Origin of the sequence: Oceanobacillus jordanicus (genome assembly GCF_022095695.1) — a bacterium.
Lineage (GTDB): Bacteria > Bacillota > Bacilli > Bacillales > Amphibacillaceae > Oceanobacillus_B > Oceanobacillus_B jordanicus.
This window is the reverse complement of the sequence record NZ_JAIFZM010000001.1, coordinates 1-18,927: the sequence shown is the minus strand read 5'-3', so window position 1 is coordinate 18,927 and position 18,927 is coordinate 1. Positions and strand designations below refer to the sequence as shown.

Sequence of the window (18,927 nt, the reverse complement as noted above, 5' to 3'; positions counted from 1 at the left end):
TGCCCCACACTCATTGCTTGCTCTAGGCTTTCGGTCCCTTTTTATAATCCGTTTGCCCGCTATTAAATTTCTTCACTTCTTTTTCTAAATGGTCAAGCCGTTTATGAATTCGATAGAACATAGGAAGGTATGCCACGATAATAATAATGATAATCCATGCCATTTCCAAAACCTTCACCTCCTTAGATTTTTTCATCTCCTTTATTGTAACAACATATAGATAAGCAAACTAGGATTCTCTAGTAAACCTTTACTTTCATTAACGCTTCTTGCAGCATACATCCAAAGCCACACGTCATGCTTAATGGGCTATGTGTGGTTTTTTTTGTTCCCATAAAACCCCTCCACCCAACTTTCACAGTTTATATTGACTTCAAAAAAATTACCTGTTATGGTTATACACATAAGTATATAACCATATAAGTGTATAACACAAAAAAGGATTGTGGGAGATAACATGAGAGGTGCATTTACGCAAGACAAACCGATATATGTCCAGGTGCGTGAAAGATTGGAAGATCAGATATTAAATAATCAATTAAAAGAAGAGGAGAAGGCACCTTCCACCAATCAGTTGGTTGATTTTTATAAGATTAACCATGCCACCGTAACGAAAGGGATTAATCCGCTGGTGGAGGAAGGGATCCTTTATAAGAAGAGAGGGATTGGAATGTTTGTTGCCGTTGGGGCAAAGGAAAAGCTGAAGGAAAAGCGTAAGCTCTCCTTCATGGAGGACTATGTTGTCAAATTAGTTCAGGAAGCTGACAAACTGGAAATTGAAGAGAATGAGATCATTCAATTAATAAAAAAAGTAAAAGGCCGTGATCAAAATGACTATTAAAGTGAAGAACTTGAGTCTGCATTATAGGAATCATACCGCCCTGCATGATATAAACTTTGCGTTAACAGAAAAGAAAATCTATGGTCTGCTTGGCAGAAATGGTGCTGGGAAAACAAGTCTGTTATCCATCCTCGCATCCTTTAATGAGCAGTCTAGTGGCTCGCTTACCATTAACGAGAAAGCCCCTTTTGAAAATGCGGACATTATGCAACAGGTCGCCTTTTTATATGATAAAGACTATAAGGATGAAACAGATAAGATAGTTTCCTTACTTCAAGATGTTCAGCACTATCGTCCTAATTTTGATATGGATTATGCAGAAGAGCTTGTTGCAAAATTTAAACTGCCCAAAGATAAAGCAGTTAAACACTTTTCAAAAGGAATGCAGTCCGCTCTCAATGTCATCATTGGTCTCGCGGGCAGAACACCGATCACAATTTTTGATGAGGTATACCTTGGTATGGATGCCCCATCACGGGATATCTTTTATAAAGAATTATTAGCAGATCAGCAAGAGCATCCAAGAATGATTATTCTTTCCACACATCTCGTTTCCGAAATGGATTATCTATTTGATGACGTGCTGTTATTAAACAACGGAAAGCTTTTGCTTCACGAGGAATACGATACACTTCTTGCTAAAGGTGCATCTATTACAGGGAGCAAGGAGATCGTGGAGGAGTTCGTTAAAGACATGGAACAGATAAATGAAACGCAATTAGGTGGGACCAAATCGGTCATGATTTATGGCACGTTACGCGAAGAGGAAAAACAGGCTGCAATCGCTAAAGGGTTGGAAATCGCACCACTATCGCTCCATGAACTATTTGTCCACTTAACCGAGGAGGAAGCGGAATGAAAAAACATAATAACTATCTCAAAGTGATGACGGATATGTTTTTAATACAGCTATTTTGGGCATTTGGCATTATGGGGGTAATGCTGATTATAGGACTTGTAAGGCTCATCTTTCATATGCAAGAAAACGGCCAAGATAATTTGTATAATTCCTTCTTTGTTGTAGCGACTTTTTTCGTCTTTGTTATTGGGGTCATGGCCACATACTACCTCCCACACTATGTGGGACTTGGTGTGACAAGGAAGAATTACTTTAAAGGGGCGACGCTCGCCTTGGTTGGTTTGACCGTTATCCTCCCGTTTATCATTTGGGGTACTTCCGTCATAACAGAACTCATTATTGAAAATGTTACGAGTTTCTCATTTAGAGAACCCAATATGGATGTATCTACAGAAGATAGTAATTTCATAGGGGATATTGTTGAGTTTCTTATTGTAACGCCCTTTGTGGAGCCTGAGAGTAATTGGGTTTTGGCGATTGGTATCTTTAGTTTAAAGATTTTAGTCTATTATTTGGCTGGTTGGTTAATTAGTGCCGCCTTTTATAAATTTTCGGTTATTGCCGGCTTAGGGGCTATTGCTATTTCAATCGTTCTTCTAACAGTGGAAAATGTACTCCTTAGATCGATATTAAGCCTGCCAATCCCTAATCGATTTGCTTTCCTTGAGGTGCCAGAAGGAATCGCTATTGTAGCCCTACTCCTTATTCCTCTTGGCATGTTTTACTTAATCCGTGTTTTGACAAAACGTGTTTCTATTCGAATGTAACTGAATCTAAAGAAAGGGTAGCCACACAAAGGTTACCCTTTTGTATCGATATAAATGGGAGCAAGTTCTTCGTTAGTATTTATCCCGGTGCAACCGTCCGTAAGACTCCCACTTCAAAACATGAGGTGAAATCGTGTTGTTTAAGTAGGAGTAAACGGACGTTAACACCCCGATTCGTTCAACTAACAATCAGTGGGATAAGAATGAAACCCCCCCCACTGATTGAAGTTTCACTTTATTACTTCCGCAAAATTTTCTCCATCTTTTTTCCTTTTGCTAATTCATCGACCAATTTATCCAAATAACGAATTTCCCTCATCGTTGGTTCTTCGATGTCTTCTACTCTGACACCACAGATCACACCTTTAATAAGATCGCGTGAAGGATTCATATTTGGTGCTTCCGCAAAGAAGGTCTCAAAGTCTGTCTTTTTTTCCAATTGCTCTTCTAATTCTTCTTGGGTATAACCTGTTAACCAACGGATAATTTCATCGACTTCTGATTTTGTACGTTCTTTTTTCTCCGCTTTGGTAACGTAATGTGGATAGACACTTGCGACACTTGTTGTAAAGACCCTGTGTTTCGTCATGCTACATCCTCCTTAGCGTATATACAATCCTAACTCGCGGTCAGAGATATCGCCGTTTACTTATGTATTATTTTAACACAATACCTCCACTACCTTATTCAAATAAGGTAAAATGAATATATAGCAACATATATCGGAACGGGCAAAAATTGAGGGGATTTAAAGTGAGGGAAGGTCATGACGAAGAAAAAGTTGAAATTGCGAAAGGGACAGAAGGCACTGCTAGGTCTGGTTCTTCATCTCATTGTTTTTCTATCCATCCAGCTAACATTTTCTGTTATCGGGGATTACCATAATGGCTGGCATATTTTCAGGCTTAGTCCTAGTGGAGACAGGGCTGTATCTTTCTTAAAACCGTTATCGGATATTGTTCAAATTCACGAAAGCTACCAATTCAATGTGATGACGGGGATACTGATTGTAGCGTTGCTCATTCACGTTATAACCATCCTTCTTGACTTCACTTTATTTAAGAAACATAAGGGGCGCGTTACCGATTAAATATATGACGAAAAGGGGCTTACGATGGACTCTTTAGAAATCAAAGAACTGCAATCTCAACATGACATTATGGACGCATTTCCGGTCATGAAGCAATTACGAACTCACCTCGACGCAGAAACATACCTTGAATTAGTTTTAGAAGCAAAAGAGAAAGATAGCTACAAACTAGTTGCATTAATGGATCAAGAAGAAATAGTAGCAGTAATCGGCTTCAAACCGATGATTACCCTTTATTACGGGCGGTTTGTTTGGGTTTGCGATCTTGTTACACATACAAATAAGCGTTCAATGGGATACGGAGAAAAGCTGCTGACATACGTTCATAAATGGGCTAAGGACAACAACTATGAGAGTGTAGCATTATCTTCTGGACTACAGCGAACCGACGCACATCGTTTTTATGAAGAAAAAATGGATTATGACAAAGTTAGTTTTGTATTTAAATCATCGATAAAATAAGTGAAGGCCACACGTTCATTGTGCGGCCTTTTTTTGATTACAGCTATTTATAGTTCTCTCCCTGAAGTACCTGGGTGTTGGTTTGAGGTTTTAGTATTATTGGTTTTCGGATCCGTATTCTTTGCACGTTCCCCGTGACCAGGATAGATGGATCTGTCTTTCCCTTGCGCTTTAATAAATTTTCCAAAGTCTGTATTAACCATTATGAAACGTCTCCTTTCCCCATTAAAATGCCCCACTGTATTTAGTTTAATCAACTGTTTTGGCTTGCTAAACATCCCTCAATAGGTGGTTAATCTTTAAACTTTTACACATAATAAGTGGGAAAACGAGATGGGTGGTGCATTACATATGGATATTAATGAGCTAATTTTAAGAGTCGTGATCGGCTTTTTTGTGCTATTTGCGATGACGAGATGGCTTGGAAGGAAAGAAATTAGTCAAATGACCTTTTTAAATTTTACTTCGGCTATCGCCATTGGATCCATTACAGCAAACCTTGTCGTCAACCAGAATTTAAGCATTCTAAATGGCGTGTTGGCAATTGTCGGTTGGGCAATTATTACGTACATTTTAGGGGTCGTGGAGTTAAAATCTAAAAACGCACGAAAAGTTATTTCCGGAACCCCTGTAGTAGTCATCAAGGAAGGGAAGCTCGTCAACAGAACGCTTCAATCAACCAGGTTAGATTTGGATTCATTAAATGCTTTACTTAGACAAAAGAATATCTTTTCTATAGCTGACGTCGATTATGCTATTTTAGAAACCAATGGGAAATTAACCGTTCTCCCTTTAGACCCCAAAAAACCTGTAACGAAGTTAGATATGAATGTACCGATCACACCAAAAACATTTCCTATTCCTACAGAGGTTATATCTGATGGCAGAATTCTAACAAAGAACTTGAAAAAGTTAAAGCTTGATACGAATTGGGTTCAGCAGCAATTACAGCAGCACAGTATAACCTCCGCATCAGACGTATTATTCGGGCAAGTCCAGACAGATGGGACATTGTTCGTGCATATAAGAGGAGAAAACTCCGAATAAACCTTTTCATTATTATGGTCTTTAACCTAATTGCTTGGTTCCATTAAAGCAAGAGGGCTTAAAGGCCCTTTTTTTTTACTTGTTTTTCACTTCCCCCTTCCACGATATTTCCTCCCCGTATAACGGTAAACTCTGTCCTTTCATTACTTTTGGCTGAAATATTCCATTTTTAGGAAAAAATAGGTCTAAAGGGAACGCAATTTATTTGTCCCTCTCTTCGATTATTCCCAACATGGCAACAGCTTGGATATACACATGAAGGTAGCCTCCTTGCCATATAGTTTTTTGTAGTCAAAAAAAGGGAGGAAAGTAGATGAAAATGAAGGGCTTTAGTTTTTTAGTGTTTTTGCTTTTGGTGGTGGCTTTTCCTTTAGTAGGTTTTGCCGAGGAGAATCAGCCATTAGATGGGGAGAAGGTTTCTGTTAATGTAGGTATTGAAAAGAATGCTTATATTAAAGGAGAAGTTATCGTTAAATTTAAGGATAGCGTTTCATTAAACAGTCAAGAACAGATTTTAAACGAATTAAATGCAAAGGTTCAACCAAGTCCCAATGTCGTGAAGTCGCCGTTTGTCGTGTTAGAAGTGGGGGATGTGGAGAGTGTTGTAAAAACATTAAGTAAGAATTCGAATGTGGAATACGCCGAACCGAATTATGTATTAAAAGCAACCTGGAATCCCAATGATACGTACTTCAGCACATCGTATCAATATGGGTTATTTAATACATCTGCAAATCAAGGCTGGGATTATGCAAGGGGAAGCTCCTCCCAAGAAGTTGCTGTTCTTGATACTGGGGTAGACTATAACCATCCAGATTTAGACGGAAAAACAAACCGCGGCTATGACTTTGTGGACCGTGATTATACTCCTTTTGACGCGAATGGTCACGGTACCCATGTTGCAGGAATTGCAGCAGCAGAAACAAATAATGGTACCGGAATTGCTGGCATGGCGCCGAACACCAAAATATTAGCCGTTCGTGTCCTAGATGCAAGCGGAAATGGCTCACTTGCCAACATAGCCAATGGTATACGTTATGCAGCGGACAATGGTGCAGAGGTAATAAACCTCTCTTTAGGTTGTGCATGTAACACGCAAACGTTAGAATCTGCCGTTAATTATGCATGGAATAATGGCTCTGTTGTGGTAGCTGCTGCAGGAAATGACGGTACATCTCAACAATTCCAGCCAGCATCTTATGCAAATGCAATTGCTGTTGGCGCTGTTGATCGGAATAATAATAAAGCAAGCTTCTCTAACTATGGAACGTGGGTAGATGTGTCTGCTCCAGGAGTCGATATTGCTTCCACCTATCCAGGGAATAGCTATACCTATATGTCCGGAACTTCCATGGCCTCTCCTTATGTTGCTGGTCAAGCGGCTTTATTGACTGGTCAAGGTAAGAGCAATGCGCAAGTGCGCGCAGCAATACAAAATACAGCCGACAGTGTTAGTGGCACCGGCTATTATGTCCGTTATGGAATGATTAATGTGTTAGATTCCGTACGATACTAAGAAGTCTTTGTAAGTAGCATCCATCTGGGTGCTACTTTTTTCAGGTAGAAGATTTTACGAATTCTGGCATATATCTTATGAAATAGGCACCTATCATCAACAAGACAATCGTCATTGACCAACTCAATATCCCAGCAAAATGAAACCAATAAGCTGAGAGGTGGGTTATCGCGATAAGGAAAAAACAAATTGAGGGGATAGCACTTTTTATCCCTGTTATTCCAAACTTTTTTCTCTTTTGGATGACAATATAAACAGAAAAGATAAGAGCGATTATTAGTATTATAGTTAAAATTATGTGAACCATCTAAATCCCCTTTTTCTACCTTATATGTATATGAATTTTCTTCTTATTTAACTTTTTACGAGTTAATTACTTCCAGCAGATCACGGTTCGTATTTATTTGCAAAGCATAATTAAGTATCTCTTGGTATAAATCATCCCAGCCATGATGATATCTAATTATGTTTTCTGGATTTATTAGAGCTCTTTCTTTTGATTCATACTGTGCTTTGAAATCATGTAATTGGTCAATATCCAAACGATAAAAGACTTGATATCCAATTAAAGGGTACGGGCTATTCTCATCCCAGTTTGGATTTTCATTATGATCAACCACTATATAACCTAAGAGAGAACAACTCCCTGTTATATACGCTTCTTCATATGCTTCACGCTTTAAACATTCCTCAGGAGTCTCTTCCTCTTCAATATGACCTCCCGGAAAATCCCAACCTCTATGTCTTAAATTAATTAATAACAATTTATCATCCATAAAACAATACCCATGAACACTAGTTATTTGTTCCCTTGGTGGGAGCTGTTTGGTATTACGGTTCCAAGTTAATTTTACTTGCGCTTCTCCCCATTTAACATATTTTGTAGTCATGTATTCCCCCTATAGCATAACTTTTCTTTCACAAATCAAAGTACTTACTATTCAAAATATATTGTAGCATAAACTTACTCACTGAACGTTCTATGTCTAATTGAAGCTCTCCCTCAAATGTAAAAGCCTTCTCACTTATTCTATAGTTTTACAATACATTTACCTTACTTAACGGGCAGTTATTAAACGCTATCCAGATTTATGATAAGTACATAGTCTTCATGAAGGTTAATAGAACCATCCTCTACGTGCACGTAGACAAGGAAGATAAAAAACTAAGAAAAAGGAGTTAATAGGATGACAACAACTATTGCAAGTACTACGGTTTACATTGTCCAACCAGGAGACGTATTGGGAAGGATTGCAGAACAATTTGGAATGACGTTATCTGAGATCATGTCGCTTAACAACATTAGCAATCCTGATCTCATTCAAGTGGGACAAGAGCTGCTCGTTTATAGTAATGGAAATGGTGGATCAAATCCTGGCACCACCGTTTATGTGGTACAACCAGGGGATGTATTGGGGAGGATTGCGGAACAATTTGGAATGACTCTCTCTGAGATTATGTCGCTTAACAACATTAGTAATCCTGATCTCATTCAAGTGGGACAAGAGCTGCTCGTTTATAGTGATGGGAATGACGATGGTGGTTCTTCTCCTGACACGATCATTTATATCGTCCAGCCAGGCGATGTGTTAGGAAGGATTGCGGAACAATTTGGAATGACATTATCTGAGATCATGGCTCTTAACAACATTAGTAATCCTGATCTCATTCAAGTGGGACAAGAGTTACTTGTTTATAGTGATGGGAATGACGATGGTGGTTCTTCTCCTGACACGATCATTTATATCGTCCAGCCAGGCGATGTGTTGGGAAGGATTGCAGAGCGCTTTGGGATGACGTTGGATGAAATCATGGCATTAAACAACATTAGTAACCCGGACCTTATTCAGGTGGGACAAGAGCTGCTCGTTTATGATAACGGGGATAGTGGTTTGCCACCAGGTGATGGTGATCTCTATGTAACGGAAAGCCAACTAAATCAAATTGGGTGGTCTAGCACCTATCTTTCAAACGCCATTTTAGAAGACTTAAATAGATGCTTAGAAAGATATAATATTACAACAACATCGCGACTATGCCATTTTATTAGCCAATGTAGCCACGAGTCGGGAGCTGGTCGATGGACAAAAGAACTAGCATCCGGTTGGGATTACGAAGGCCGAACAGATTTAGGGAACACCCAACCTGGTGATGGCCCTAAATTCAAAGGTGGAGGTTATATTCAATTGACAGGTCGCTATAATTACACACGATTTTCCAATGATATTGGTGATCCAGAAATTGTAAACCAAGGTGTTGATTACGTTGCTGCTAATTATCCATGGACAAGCGCCGGATTCTGGTGGGACTTAAATAATATGAATGCACTTTGTGATACGAATCCATCAGTCGAGGCTGTAACGTTAAGAGTTAATGGTGGTTACAATGGATTAGAGGATCGAAGAATGTATTATAACCGCTGCCTTCAAGTATTCTAAGTGAATAGAAACAGATCAAAAATAACAGCAAGGGGCGGCTCACAGATTTGTGAACCGCCCCTTATTTCTTTCTAGTGGTTGTTCAAAAAGTCCAGTAAAAATGACACATCGAATTTCTTCGTTGGCTTGCTTTTCCGTTCCTCACGTATTAATTGCATACGTTCCGGTACTCAAAGCTACGCCGCCTCGAACTTCTCGGTCCTTTTTATCCTCCTTTTTGAACACGAACTTCTAGTGAATCTTCATGATGTCGATGAGCTTTATAATTTCTTCCTCATTGCCTGGATCAATTTTCACTAGCTCTGTTTCTTTGATTAAACGCTCTGTGTACTCTTTCATGAAGTCTTCATCTACCTCCGCGTCACTACTATCCCAACGTAAAGGAACATTGTAAACATTAATCGTGCCATCCCCATTACCACTATATGTAACGGAGCCATCAACCAAGCGTGAACCTGCTAGCTGGATGACATCTTCTGGATAATTCGCACTGGTTTCATCGTTAGGATTAATCGGCTCTCCCGCAGCAATATGCCGAACATTTAATTCATCGATCTCTTGGTTAGGACCAAGCTCTAGCCAAACTCGCGCATATTCAATTTCCTCTGAAGAATAATCCTCAAGCGACTTATCCTTATCTTCTTTGTCTTCAGAATTACTTTCTTCATCCTGGTTTCCTGTTTCCTCTGAAGAAGTATCATTAGAATCTTCGTCCGCTTCAGTAGTAGCCGTTTCTGACTCTTCCTCAACGTCAGATTCATTTTCATCTGTCTCGTTCGTTTGCTCTTCAGATTGTGAAGCATTGTCACTTTCTGTTGTATCCGCTTCTTCATCTGAACCTCCGCCACATCCAGCAAGCAATAGAACAAGCAAAAGTAATAGGAAACTACCATCATATTTCTTTGTATGCCTTTTCATCCAATCATCCCTTTCTTCAATCAAAAGATACCATACTACACGTTAGAGTCAAGTTAACTTTGGCAAGTAGATGGCAATGAGAAAAACGCAAATCGCATTGAATCTACCTGCATGATTAGTCGCCCCATAACAGATAAAGTTACATTTTTTGTTAAAATTTTCATTGATCAATATAGGTAGTTCACGGCAAAACGGTAAAAAGCCTTCATCATAAATTGAGATTTATTATGATGGAAGCTTTTATAGTAGCTTTTTCTAATTCTCTACAAAAAAATAAGACATCTAAGGGAGATTAGCAATTTATTTAGCGTTACTTTTCTTATGTTAAAGACATATTTTTCACTATACCCCAAGTCAAAAGAGGTCTGCACGATTGTCTTCCCTTTTAGATAGCGAGATGTTACAAATTGAGATTCTGTCTCTTCCAATTCCGCGATCGCTTCCTCAATAGATGTAACGATTATATGGTAATGCAACCATTCTTCGTATAGCTTAAGAACTTTTACATTTGATAATCTATCCAATTCTTCGCCTAAAGATTCTATCGTAACCTTACCATCCACTTCATAGCGTGAATCAAAGCCCGGGACCAGGTGATTTAATTGCTTCTTTATAATGCTTATTGCCACTTTATACGTCGTATAATTTTTCAAATGGGTTTCTAGCTTCTTTATCTCATCCTTTTCTGCCTTCCTTAGACTCCCATTCATTAGCAAACCTCCCTGTAATTCTACTTATTACTTTTAATGCTAAGGGATTATATGAAGTAAGAAGTCTTAATCTAATTAAAAGTTGCTACAAGAAAGCTCAACCTATTCTACGGATAAAGTACAGTATTTTTCCAAATCATCCGATTTGGAAAAATTATCCTTTTAATTAGCAAAAGGCAATGGTACAATAAAAACAGAATGTATGTTCTATTTTTAGGAGGGGTATAGTTTGCAGATGGAACTCACCAAGAAAGAAAAAAAGGATAAAATAAAATTAATAGAGTACTATTTAAAGAATTACACAACATTTAAAGTTGCGAATGATAATCTACAAAGACAGCTTCAGTACCTTACACCAGATGAAAACCAAAGCCACCTCTCTATGAATTCAGATGAAAAAGAAAAGATCATCATCATTCGCAAAAAGTTAAACGAAACGCTCCTAATAGAAAATTCCATTGAAAATGCCATTTCAAACTTAGATATGATCGAACAGAAATTTATTAATTTGAGATATTTTCGGAACTATTCCATTGAAAAGACAGCTCAGACTATCGGCTATAGCAAAGCCTCCCTATATGTACTCAGAAGTCGTATCATGGATAAACTACTCATCAGTTTCGGGATTATGATAAAGTGAAACTTCAATCAGTGGGTGTTTTCATTATTCCCCCACTGATTGTTAGTTGAACGAATCGGGGTGTTAGCGTCCGTTTACTCCCACTAAAAACTAACTGCCATAAATATTACTCAACAAGGAACCTTAATAAATCACCAAAAATGATGTTATCTGATAGCTCCAACTCTTGTCTCACTATTTCTGAGTCTGGTTCACAATACTGATTGTCTACTTCCTGTCCATTTTCTTTCCCATAACAAACATTATCCTTATAAATGTAATCCTCTGATATAAAACTACCATCTCGGAAAATGACAGGATGATCATTATCTCTTGTGAAGAGATTACGCCCGAAAGAATAGAGGTCATCTGTTTCTATGCCTAGAAGGTGAAGAAGCGTTGGCCGAATATCAATTTGTCCACCTTTTGTCTCAATTGTTTGCCCCTCTTGCCCTGGGACATGGATAATTAATGGAACTTGTTGATAGTTCATATGGTTAACAATATCAGCCTCTTCATCTAATAATTCACTCAAACCTTGTTCATATTTTTTAGAAATACCATAATGATCCCCAACTAGGATGAAGACGGTATCCTCGTACATACCTTTCTCCTTTAGCTTTTCAAAAAATGTTTCAATAGATTTATCTAAATAACGCACTGTCGTAACATAACGATTTACGACACCCACTTCGGTATCCGCTTCATCAATCAATGTATCCTCTTCCTCTAACAAGAAAGGGAAGTGATTCGTTAACGTAAGGAATTTAGCATAATAAGGCTCTGATAGCTCCTCTAAATGATCAACGGATTGATTAAAAAACGGAATATCTTTAATCCCATAATTAATGGAGTTTTCCTCTGTTACGTTATAATCTTTTTTTGAAAAATACGTATCATAACCGAGTGCTTCATACATTTGATCCCGATTCCAAAATGTCCGATCATTCCCGTGAAATGTGGCTGCATAATAGTCATTGTTCTGTTTTAATATATGCTGGAGACTCAAATACGTATTTTCTGGCCTTCTTACAAATGCAGAGCCACTTGCTAAGGGATAGAGGCCCGTATCCACGATAAATTCAGCATCGGATGTTTTTCCCTGTGCTGTTTGATCATAGATTTGGTTAAAATAGAAACTATCTTTAATTAAATCATTTAGAAATGGGGTCACTTCTTCTCCGTTTACTTTTTGATTTATAACAAAGTCTTGGGTCGACTCCAATGTGATGAAGACAACATTTTTTCCTTCTGCTATGCCGAATAGATCCGTTGGTTTGGAATCAATTTGCTGTAAATACTTTTGTGATGTGACGGCATCTGTCTCATTAGCAACTACCCGCTGTAGAGGAGCTTTTACCCCTAAAGCTATATCGTATACATGGTAGTTCAGTGGTCCCAATGTCTTCACCATCTGCTCCCTGTCATACGATTCGGAGAAAAGGTGGACAGATTTAACCAATCCTAAACAAATTGTCATCACGACAAGCGTTGAGCCAACTAGAATATAGCGCCTCTTCCTTTGTTTTGACACAGTAAGGTTCGATTTGGTTTTGAAAAGGAGCCATCCTACTATAAATAAATCGATAAACATAAAAATATCCCATGGACTCATTAATTCAACTGTACTGGCACTCAAGCCACCAACATTATCAAACTGAAAAAGAATTGGTATCGTAACAAAATCTGTATAAAAACGATAGTATAGCAGATCCCCATAGAGGATACCTGTCCCGATTACGAGGAGGCCAAACAGTATAAATCTATTTACCTTTTTACCAAAATAGAAACTAAAACCCATAATGAGTAAGAGGGAACCTATCGAACTGGTTAAGGTTAAGATAATATCAAAAAAAGAATGCATACTAAGATTAAAGCCGACAAAGCATGTGACAACTGTCTTTAACCAAAGAATGCTAGTTACTAATAAGGTAAATTGTGTTCCTGACGTGGTTGCTAACCTTTTATATTGTGACATCATTAAACGAACGCAACCTTACTGTTTATAATTTGCTTTAAAATAGCAAGTGCTTCCGCAAACTCCGCCAACGAATGATCTCCCATTAAGGCAAATTGGATCCAATTCCGCTTCAACAAGTAATCACTTTCATAACTGACGATGACTCCTTTATCCTTCAACCGATCTCCTATGGTTCTAGAGGAAACACTACTTGGAAGCGGAAGGGTTATAATGCCAGGTGAATAATCCTCCATTCCTAAATAGTCAAAGCCTGCTTCTGTTAGCATGCTCCTTACATCATTTGCTAACGTTTGCTTTCCCTCTAAACTCACCCTTTTTACGGCTTCACTTAAAGCCAAAATGAGGTTTGATGAATGCGTATATGGAACGCTATCCGTTTTTGTGTACTGCCCTAAATCCAAATATCTTGGTATAGCATTACTAGGTTCAATTGGCTCTTGGTGAAAAACAATGCCTAATCCTGGATAAGCACCCAGCCCTTTGCCACTTACCGTACTAGCTAAAAAAACATTTTGTAAATCCACTGGGACAACTCCAACAGAACTGCATGCGTCCACACATAATTTCACATTGTAATGTATTGCTAGTTGAGAAATTTTATCCAAATCATAAAGATAGCCTGTTGATGTCTCGCAATGTACTGTCCAGATCCAACTTATTTCACGATCCGTTTTTAGGTAACGCTCAATCTCTTGTATTGTCACTTTCTCGTTCCACTGTTTTTCTAATTTAACGTAATGTAAGTCCAGCCTTTCTGCATGGTCAATTAGCCGGTACCCAAACTCTCCATTGGCAATGATTAGGCCTTTTCCAGGTAGTTTTTTCATTTGCGCAGCCACTAAATCATTAGCAAGTGTACCTGTCCCAACGACGATTTGAGCATTATTGGCATTTACCAGTTCGCAAAGCTTTGATTGAACGTGCTTCATCTCATCAATAAATGCTTTTGAACGATGAGATATAGCTGTATTCTTGAATGCTCGCTCCACCTCTTTATTTATTGCTACGGGACCAGGCAGAAAGTTAATTTGCTTGGGTTTCTTTTTTTGTAGCATCATTTTAGTAAAGGCTCTTGAAGTGGTGGCAAATTTCTCTTTGGTTAAGTACATAGGTTGGTACATTGCACCTTCCGTTCCTACCATTGGACCGAACGATTCAAAGCCGATTCTTTTATACAATTTGATTTGTCGATCAGTACCTGAGATAAGCGCCATATTATAATTCTTTTCCAAACAATAACTAACAAGCAAATCTACCAATTGATAAAACACCATGCTTTTTCGATATGCTTTTTTCACAGAAAGCAATCGCACTTCACACGGTGTTGCGTGTTTCGGGAGATAATCATCTAGATTTTCTAACTTATGATCTAAGGAAAATGGACGATTAGCACTAACAGCAATCATCCCAACTACTTCCTCTTCATCCTTTGCAATAATATATGTATTTTCCCTATCAAATTTGTCGATTAAGCGACGCCTTTGATTCTGTTGATGTTGCGGAATTTCTTCTACAAAGGTTTCATAGTTTAGCTGATAGATTTGCTCCATTTCTTCTGGTTCTGATGCTATTTTATATGTTAAGGTATGGTGTTCCATGTCCAACCTCCTCAATTCATGTAGGATATTATTTCTTTATAATATGTGGGATGATAACCACGATTAATAATAGTAATAGACCAATAGCTAAATCAGTTTCTTCCAATATCCAAGCTGTAATAGGAATGGAAGTCATCGAGACCAACCCAATGATTTGAAAGTTGCGGATAAGGAGATAACCTATGCCTACACATATTCCTAACACGGCAATCGCAAGTGGCAGGCAATACAATGTGGCGGCCAAAAATACAACGACTCCTTTTCCACCTTTAAAGCCAAGCTGTACCGGCCAAATGTGCCCAATCAACAAGAAGAAAGTGCTAATCAATAACATGATGTCATCTTCCGGGAATAAGATAGTTGTTATAGAAAGGGCGATCATCACCTTTACAACATCAATAAGAAGGGTATACATAAACCCTTTCTTCCCGAGCTGCCTTCCTGCATTTCTTGCGCCAACATTCCCGCTCCCAAGCTTGCGAATATCTTTTCCGATCATCCATTTCGCTATATAAAAAGCACCCGTTATGCTTCCAAGGCTATAAGACAGCAGAACGATTAACATAACCTTCCAACCCATATGCTCCCCCCAAACGAGTCACTCTTTGTTTAGAAATAGTATTCTTGTACTTTAGCCAGAAAATGGTACACGTTTAACTCCATTATATCGCTATACATTGTAAGAAATAAGGGTATTCTTTATTGTTATTCAAACAAATGATGCAGCAACCTATCCTTATTCTCAAAAAACTGCTTCATAGTGCGGTAGTGGCCCGTTTCCTCTAATGCGGTTTCTTGCATGCCATCCTCTGTCAGTTCGATTAGTTTTGCACCAGGATAAGCCATCAGAATGGGGGAATGGGTCGAAATAATAAATTGGGCTCCTTCATTAACAAGCTCATGAATTCGTGCAAGCATGGACATTTGTCTTAATGGCGAGAGTGCAGCTTCAGGCTCGTCCAATATGTAAATCCCTTCGCCAGAGAATCGGTGCAGAAAAGCCGCAAAGAAGGACTCACCGTGTGATTGCTCATGGAGCGACTGGCCACCAAAGGAATCAATTATACGTCTGCCCCCTATCTCCTTGTCCATTTCCTCAATATTTGTGGCAACATTGTAAAACGACTCCGCTCGAAAAAAGAAGCCATCCCTTGGACGTAACGGGCCCTTCGCCACTCGCAAATAATTGTCGAGTTCAGAATGGGAATCATAGCTGGAAAAATTGAAATTACGTGTGCCACCCTCCGGATTAAAGCCCAATGCAACAGCAATCCCCTCTAACAGGGTTGACTTGCCCATCCCATTCTCTCCTACAATATAGGTCACATTTGGGTGGAAAGCTAGCTTATCCAAATGTCGAATAACTGGAAGATCAAAGGGAAATCGATTATAGCTTGGAATATGATCTCTTTTTAATTCCATGCTTTTTATAAAAGCCGTTGATTCATCAAGTCGCATCGTTCCACCTCTTTTTTCTTTATTTTAACAGAATTGTTTGCCTTTTGGGAGAGTTTGCGTGGGTAGGCTTAAGTATTCGCTCGATTCACTTTTGGAGGCTGACGATTCTCCTTGGCCAATTTCGATTCATTTTCCTACTTTGGTACAGCACGCTCTTATTTGCAAGCCTAAATACTAAAAAGCTACCCTCCATACAGAAGGGCAGCTTTCGTTCGTTTTACTTATTCGGAAAATTGATGCTCTGCCAGGGTGGTTGCAATGTCATCCTCTATGGCGCGGGCACCGGAGCTTGATCCGAGATAGTTGTTAATCATAATAGAGAAAATGAGCTCCTCTCCGTCTGCTGACGTTACATAGCCAGATAGCGTGGATACGCCGGTTAGCGATCCTGTTTTGGCCGTGACATTCCCTTTTGCAGGCTCTTCTGTCATCCGGTTACGCAACGTTCCACCGACAAACCGATCTGATTCACCAGCAATAGGGAGCGCATATTGAAATTCTGAGAACCAATCTGTTGCTTGAATTTCATATAAAAACTGGGCAAGATCACTTGCTGGTATCATCGTCTTATGCGACATGCCAGATCCATCGCGTAATTGAATCGTATCTTTATCCATTCCAAACTGGGCTGCCACGTCTTCGATTACGTCCAGACCTTCATCCCAGCTTCCTTCTCCGGCGACGACTTTCCCCATTTCTTTGGTAAGCACCTCACCATGGCCGTTATTGCTTAGTTTCATAAATGGAATCAACAGCTCATGAAGTGGCATTGACTGCTTGGATGTAAGCAGCTGAGCATCTTCAGGAGTCGTGCCAGTCCTTTCTTCAGATTTACCTATAAATTGAATGTTCTCTTCTTCCAATGCTTTCTTAAACACATCTAGAGCATAACCTGTGGGTTCCCAGACAGATACCCACGAACGAGAATTCGATCCATCCACCGGCATCGTTCCCTCTACGACAATCGTATTAGTACCATGCTCACGTTGGATGGAGATATCCTTACTCTCATCTGCAGGGACCATCTTGGTTTTGTTTTCTATTGTGACATAATCTGTTTCAGGGCTTAGGCTTATCTCCGCCTTTCCACCGGGCTCATCGGCAGGGCTTACTTGGACAATAACTGTACCTGCGTCATAATCTTCATTTGGAGAGAGCGTTAGTGCAGAGACTTGGGCTCCTGTATAAAAAGGTTCGTCCGACCAATTTAAGTCCTGGGAAAGCCGCACATCGTCATACCATGTGTCATCACCAATTAGATCTCCTTTTACCTTTTGAATGCCTTGAGTTTTCAGTTCTTTAGCAAATTGATCAAGATCTTCTTTTAATAGCGTAGGATCTCCCTTCCCTTTCAGATAGAGGTCTCCATGTAGGACTTTTCCACGTTTTTTTCCGTTTGTCAGTACTTCCGTCGAAAACCGATAATCTTTTCCCAATGTTTCCAGAGCAGCTGCAGCTGTAAGGATTTTCATATTGGAGGCTGGATGTAAACGAATATCTCCATCCTGTGAAAAGAGTTGTTCTCCTGTCTCAGCTTGCATGATGTTTACACCTGTTATTGCTCCGTCCAACTGTTCATTATCTAGGATGTGGCGCAACTTTTCTTCCAAGTTCGCTTCGGCAAATTCTATGTCGGTTATCTCATCGGTTGCTTGAACAGATTGTCCACCTTGATCAAGAAATGGAAAAACGGCGAGGACAGCAATGATCAATAAAAATAGCACTTGTTTCAAACGCATCTTTGACATCATACCCTTGTACACCCCTTTAAATTTTGAATATTTAAATTATACAGTAAAATATCTTTGCTTAGTAGAGTTCTAATAGAAAAGGGTTACATGGGCCTAGGTATCATGCAAAGATCCAACCATAGAAGGGTTTCCTCTATCCTAGTTATTTATTCTATGAAATGCGGCAAGATGAGCTGTCTATTCTATTCTATTTGATTTGTCTTCAAGATCCCGTGTTTGATTCCGCTCCAGCTCGGGAACCGCCTAATATGAACGATACATCCTTCAAAGAGAGGAGTTTTATAATGAATCAAGTTCTTTTTATTCAAACAGGAACTGGTATCGACGTTCATGGACAGAATATAACGAAGGCAGCTGTCCGTGCAGTAGAAAATGCGATCTGGTTTAACTCCATGCCAGGCATTGAGAAAAGCCTTCCTGAACAACAATTGGAGAATATGAAAGTAAATGTGAAGTTGGCTGTACCGCTTGAACGAGAGCAGCTGGATACGGAAAGCGTTAAAAAGGCAATCCCGTACGGCTCCGTTTCGGTAGATGTTACAGATGGTGGAATGGCCACATCCAGTGGGATCACCCTGAAAGACAAAGGCGATGAAAATGACTTAATGTATATTGTGAATGCTGCGGTTGAAGTAGGCTATTAAGAATTTTTGATCTTAAGGTTTTTCTGGTTTTCTCCCACCCAAAGCAGGACAAGGCTGGCATACGCCCCTTGTCCTGTTTTTTGGTGTATTTAAATTGGTTTCGCTTTTAAGTGGTCACACGGGACTTCTGCTCTTCTCGCGCGACTCTCCACTCTTCCCGCGCTACTTTCACTCTTCTCGCGCGACTCTTCACTCTTCCCGCGCCACTTTCGGCTCTTCTCGCGCCAC

Annotated in this window: 22 protein-coding genes; 10 read left to right on the top strand and 12 right to left on the bottom strand. The window is 39.4% G+C overall.

Annotation, left to right across the window (positions count from 1 at the left end; all coding sequences use genetic code 11):
- Positions 1 to 22: 22 nt before the first annotated feature.
- The gene (locus K3T81_RS00110; protein ID WP_238017239.1) at positions 23 to 169 is read right to left on the bottom strand and encodes a hypothetical protein; all 147 of its coding nucleotides are present in this window, start codon (positions 167 to 169) and stop codon (positions 23 to 25) included.
- A gap of 288 nt (positions 170 to 457) precedes the next feature.
- Here K3T81_RS00110 and K3T81_RS00105 point away from each other — a divergent pair, with 288 nt between their 5' ends.
- Genes K3T81_RS00105 through K3T81_RS00095 form a run of 3 tightly spaced genes read left to right on the top strand, consistent with a single transcriptional unit; the run spans position 458 to position 2,467 of the window.
- Positions 458 to 841: a GntR family transcriptional regulator gene (locus K3T81_RS00105; RefSeq protein WP_238017237.1), complete on the top strand. Its 384-nt coding sequence runs from the start codon at positions 458 to 460 to the stop codon at positions 839 to 841.
- Positions 831 to 1,700, top strand: a complete 870-nt coding sequence (locus tag K3T81_RS00100) for an ATP-binding cassette domain-containing protein (protein WP_238017235.1) — start codon at positions 831 to 833, stop codon at positions 1,698 to 1,700. Before K3T81_RS00105 ends, K3T81_RS00100 begins: the two co-directional genes overlap by 11 nt.
- Positions 1,697 to 2,467 (top strand): hypothetical protein, encoded by a 771-nt coding sequence (locus K3T81_RS00095; protein ID WP_238017233.1) that lies wholly within the window; start codon positions 1,697 to 1,699, stop codon positions 2,465 to 2,467. Before K3T81_RS00100 ends, K3T81_RS00095 begins: the two co-directional genes overlap by 4 nt.
- Positions 2,468 to 2,705: 238 nt before the next feature.
- Here the strand turns inward: K3T81_RS00095 and K3T81_RS00090 are convergent, their stop codons facing one another.
- Complete coding sequence (locus tag K3T81_RS00090) at positions 2,706 to 3,056, bottom strand: DUF2200 domain-containing protein (RefSeq protein ID WP_238017231.1); 351 nt, start codon at positions 3,054 to 3,056, stop codon at positions 2,706 to 2,708.
- Between the two features lie 177 nt (positions 3,057 to 3,233).
- On the opposite strand from K3T81_RS00090, the gene K3T81_RS00085 reads away from it, so the two are divergent.
- Complete coding sequence (locus K3T81_RS00085) at positions 3,234 to 3,557, top strand: hypothetical protein (protein WP_238017230.1); 324 nt, start codon at positions 3,234 to 3,236, stop codon at positions 3,555 to 3,557.
- A gap of 24 nt (positions 3,558 to 3,581) precedes the next feature.
- Positions 3,582 to 4,019 carry a GNAT family N-acetyltransferase gene (locus K3T81_RS00080; RefSeq protein ID WP_238017228.1) on the top strand — a complete coding sequence of 146 codons (438 nt, stop codon included), beginning with the start codon at positions 3,582 to 3,584 and terminating at the stop codon, positions 4,017 to 4,019.
- 47 nt (positions 4,020 to 4,066) lie between these two features.
- On the opposite strand, the gene K3T81_RS00075 is transcribed toward K3T81_RS00080, so the two are convergent.
- Positions 4,067 to 4,222, bottom strand: coding sequence for a hypothetical protein (locus tag K3T81_RS00075; RefSeq protein WP_238017226.1), 156 nt, complete (start codon positions 4,220 to 4,222; stop codon positions 4,067 to 4,069).
- A gap of 130 nt (positions 4,223 to 4,352) precedes the next feature.
- On the opposite strand from K3T81_RS00075, the gene K3T81_RS00070 reads away from it, so the two are divergent.
- Together K3T81_RS00070 and K3T81_RS00065 are read left to right on the top strand one after the other, a co-directional pair.
- Positions 4,353 to 5,066: a DUF421 domain-containing protein gene (locus K3T81_RS00070; protein WP_238017224.1), complete on the top strand. Its 714-nt coding sequence runs from the start codon at positions 4,353 to 4,355 to the stop codon at positions 5,064 to 5,066.
- A gap of 313 nt (positions 5,067 to 5,379) precedes the next feature.
- Positions 5,380 to 6,582 carry a S8 family peptidase gene (locus K3T81_RS00065; RefSeq protein WP_238017221.1) on the top strand — a complete coding sequence of 401 codons (1,203 nt, stop codon included), beginning with the start codon at positions 5,380 to 5,382 and terminating at the stop codon, positions 6,580 to 6,582.
- A gap of 40 nt (positions 6,583 to 6,622) precedes the next feature.
- Here K3T81_RS00065 and K3T81_RS00060 read toward each other — a convergent pair whose 3' ends face one another.
- Together K3T81_RS00060 and K3T81_RS00055 are read right to left on the bottom strand one after the other, a co-directional pair.
- The gene (locus K3T81_RS00060; RefSeq protein WP_238017218.1) at positions 6,623 to 6,889 is read right to left on the bottom strand and encodes a hypothetical protein; all 267 of its coding nucleotides are present in this window, start codon (positions 6,887 to 6,889) and stop codon (positions 6,623 to 6,625) included.
- Positions 6,890 to 6,944: 55 nt separating this feature from the next.
- Positions 6,945 to 7,472, bottom strand: a complete 528-nt coding sequence (locus K3T81_RS00055) for an NUDIX domain-containing protein (RefSeq protein ID WP_238017215.1) — start codon at positions 7,470 to 7,472, stop codon at positions 6,945 to 6,947.
- Between the two features lie 297 nt (positions 7,473 to 7,769).
- Between K3T81_RS00055 and K3T81_RS00050 the strand changes: the two genes are divergently transcribed.
- Positions 7,770 to 9,020, top strand: a complete 1,251-nt coding sequence (locus K3T81_RS00050) for a LysM peptidoglycan-binding domain-containing protein (RefSeq protein WP_238017212.1) — start codon at positions 7,770 to 7,772, stop codon at positions 9,018 to 9,020.
- Positions 9,021 to 9,251: 231 nt separating this feature from the next.
- Here the strand turns inward: K3T81_RS00050 and K3T81_RS00045 are convergent, their stop codons facing one another.
- Together K3T81_RS00045 and K3T81_RS00040 are read right to left on the bottom strand one after the other, a co-directional pair.
- Positions 9,252 to 9,938, bottom strand: a complete 687-nt coding sequence (locus K3T81_RS00045) for a hypothetical protein (protein WP_238017209.1) — start codon at positions 9,936 to 9,938, stop codon at positions 9,252 to 9,254.
- A 263-nt stretch (positions 9,939 to 10,201) separates the two neighbouring features.
- Complete coding sequence (locus K3T81_RS00040; RefSeq protein WP_238017206.1) at positions 10,202 to 10,648, bottom strand: hypothetical protein; 447 nt, start codon at positions 10,646 to 10,648, stop codon at positions 10,202 to 10,204.
- Positions 10,649 to 10,877: 229 nt separating this feature from the next.
- Here K3T81_RS00040 and K3T81_RS00035 point away from each other — a divergent pair, with 229 nt between their 5' ends.
- Positions 10,878 to 11,288 (top strand): hypothetical protein, encoded by a 411-nt coding sequence (locus tag K3T81_RS00035; protein WP_106898386.1) that lies wholly within the window; start codon positions 10,878 to 10,880, stop codon positions 11,286 to 11,288.
- Positions 11,289 to 11,394: 106 nt separating this feature from the next.
- Here K3T81_RS00035 and K3T81_RS00030 read toward each other — a convergent pair whose 3' ends face one another.
- The 5 genes from K3T81_RS00030 to dacB all read right to left on the bottom strand — a co-directional run bounded on the left by K3T81_RS00030 (position 11,395) and on the right by dacB (position 18,055).
- Positions 11,395 to 13,248, bottom strand: a complete 1,854-nt coding sequence (locus tag K3T81_RS00030; RefSeq protein WP_238017204.1) for an LTA synthase family protein — start codon at positions 13,246 to 13,248, stop codon at positions 11,395 to 11,397.
- The gene (locus K3T81_RS00025) at positions 13,248 to 14,846 is read right to left on the bottom strand and encodes an aminotransferase class V-fold PLP-dependent enzyme (protein ID WP_238017201.1); all 1,599 of its coding nucleotides are present in this window, start codon (positions 14,844 to 14,846) and stop codon (positions 13,248 to 13,250) included. The genes K3T81_RS00030 and K3T81_RS00025 overlap by 1 nt, the downstream gene beginning before the upstream one ends.
- Positions 14,847 to 14,874: 28 nt before the next feature.
- Positions 14,875 to 15,426 (bottom strand): glycerol-3-phosphate acyltransferase, encoded by a 552-nt coding sequence (locus K3T81_RS00020; RefSeq protein WP_238017199.1) that lies wholly within the window; start codon positions 15,424 to 15,426, stop codon positions 14,875 to 14,877.
- A 125-nt stretch (positions 15,427 to 15,551) separates the two neighbouring features.
- Entirely contained in the window at positions 15,552 to 16,304 is a 753-nt protein-coding gene (locus K3T81_RS00015; RefSeq protein ID WP_238017198.1) for an AAA family ATPase, read from the bottom strand.
- A 221-nt stretch (positions 16,305 to 16,525) separates the two neighbouring features.
- Positions 16,526 to 18,055, bottom strand: coding sequence for a D-alanyl-D-alanine carboxypeptidase/D-alanyl-D-alanine endopeptidase (gene dacB, locus K3T81_RS00010; RefSeq protein ID WP_238017196.1), 1,530 nt, complete (start codon positions 18,053 to 18,055; stop codon positions 16,526 to 16,528).
- A 284-nt stretch (positions 18,056 to 18,339) separates the two neighbouring features.
- Between dacB and K3T81_RS00005 the strand changes: the two genes are divergently transcribed.
- Positions 18,340 to 18,699: a Lin0512 family protein gene (locus tag K3T81_RS00005; protein WP_238017194.1), complete on the top strand. Its 360-nt coding sequence runs from the start codon at positions 18,340 to 18,342 to the stop codon at positions 18,697 to 18,699.
- The last annotated feature ends 228 nt before the right edge of the window (positions 18,700 to 18,927 follow it).

Excerpts from the sequence above, each read along its gene's own strand:
- K3T81_RS00105 (WP_238017237.1), top strand. The coding sequence starts at position 458 with ATGAGAGGTGCATTTACGCAAGACAAACCGATATATGTCCAGGTGCGT.
- K3T81_RS00100 (WP_238017235.1), top strand. The coding sequence starts at position 831 with ATGACTATTAAAGTGAAGAACTTGAGTCTGCATTATAGGAATCATACC.
- K3T81_RS00095 (WP_238017233.1), top strand. The coding sequence starts at position 1,697 with ATGAAAAAACATAATAACTATCTCAAAGTGATGACGGATATGTTTTTA.
- K3T81_RS00090 (WP_238017231.1), bottom strand. The coding sequence starts at position 3,056 with ATGACGAAACACAGGGTCTTTACAACAAGTGTCGCAAGTGTCTATCCA.
- K3T81_RS00085 (WP_238017230.1), top strand. The coding sequence starts at position 3,234 with ATGACGAAGAAAAAGTTGAAATTGCGAAAGGGACAGAAGGCACTGCTA.
- K3T81_RS00080 (WP_238017228.1), top strand. The coding sequence starts at position 3,582 with ATGGACTCTTTAGAAATCAAAGAACTGCAATCTCAACATGACATTATG.
- K3T81_RS00075 (WP_238017226.1), bottom strand. The coding sequence starts at position 4,222 with ATGGTTAATACAGACTTTGGAAAATTTATTAAAGCGCAAGGGAAAGAC.
- K3T81_RS00070 (WP_238017224.1), top strand. The coding sequence starts at position 4,353 with ATGGGTGGTGCATTACATATGGATATTAATGAGCTAATTTTAAGAGTC.
- K3T81_RS00065 (WP_238017221.1), top strand. The coding sequence starts at position 5,380 with ATGAAAATGAAGGGCTTTAGTTTTTTAGTGTTTTTGCTTTTGGTGGTG.
- K3T81_RS00060 (WP_238017218.1), bottom strand. The coding sequence starts at position 6,889 with ATGGTTCACATAATTTTAACTATAATACTAATAATCGCTCTTATCTTT.
- K3T81_RS00055 (WP_238017215.1), bottom strand. The coding sequence starts at position 7,472 with ATGACTACAAAATATGTTAAATGGGGAGAAGCGCAAGTAAAATTAACT.
- K3T81_RS00050 (WP_238017212.1), top strand. The coding sequence starts at position 7,770 with ATGACAACAACTATTGCAAGTACTACGGTTTACATTGTCCAACCAGGA.
- K3T81_RS00045 (WP_238017209.1), bottom strand. The coding sequence starts at position 9,938 with ATGAAAAGGCATACAAAGAAATATGATGGTAGTTTCCTATTACTTTTG.
- K3T81_RS00040 (WP_238017206.1), bottom strand. The coding sequence starts at position 10,648 with ATGAATGGGAGTCTAAGGAAGGCAGAAAAGGATGAGATAAAGAAGCTA.
- K3T81_RS00030 (WP_238017204.1), bottom strand. The coding sequence starts at position 13,248 with ATGATGTCACAATATAAAAGGTTAGCAACCACGTCAGGAACACAATTT.
- K3T81_RS00025 (WP_238017201.1), bottom strand. The coding sequence starts at position 14,846 with ATGGAACACCATACCTTAACATATAAAATAGCATCAGAACCAGAAGAA.
- K3T81_RS00020 (WP_238017199.1), bottom strand. The coding sequence starts at position 15,426 with ATGGGTTGGAAGGTTATGTTAATCGTTCTGCTGTCTTATAGCCTTGGA.
- K3T81_RS00015 (WP_238017198.1), bottom strand. The coding sequence starts at position 16,304 with ATGCGACTTGATGAATCAACGGCTTTTATAAAAAGCATGGAATTAAAA.
- dacB (WP_238017196.1), bottom strand. The coding sequence starts at position 18,055 with ATGATGTCAAAGATGCGTTTGAAACAAGTGCTATTTTTATTGATCATT.
- K3T81_RS00005 (WP_238017194.1), top strand. The coding sequence starts at position 18,340 with ATGAATCAAGTTCTTTTTATTCAAACAGGAACTGGTATCGACGTTCAT.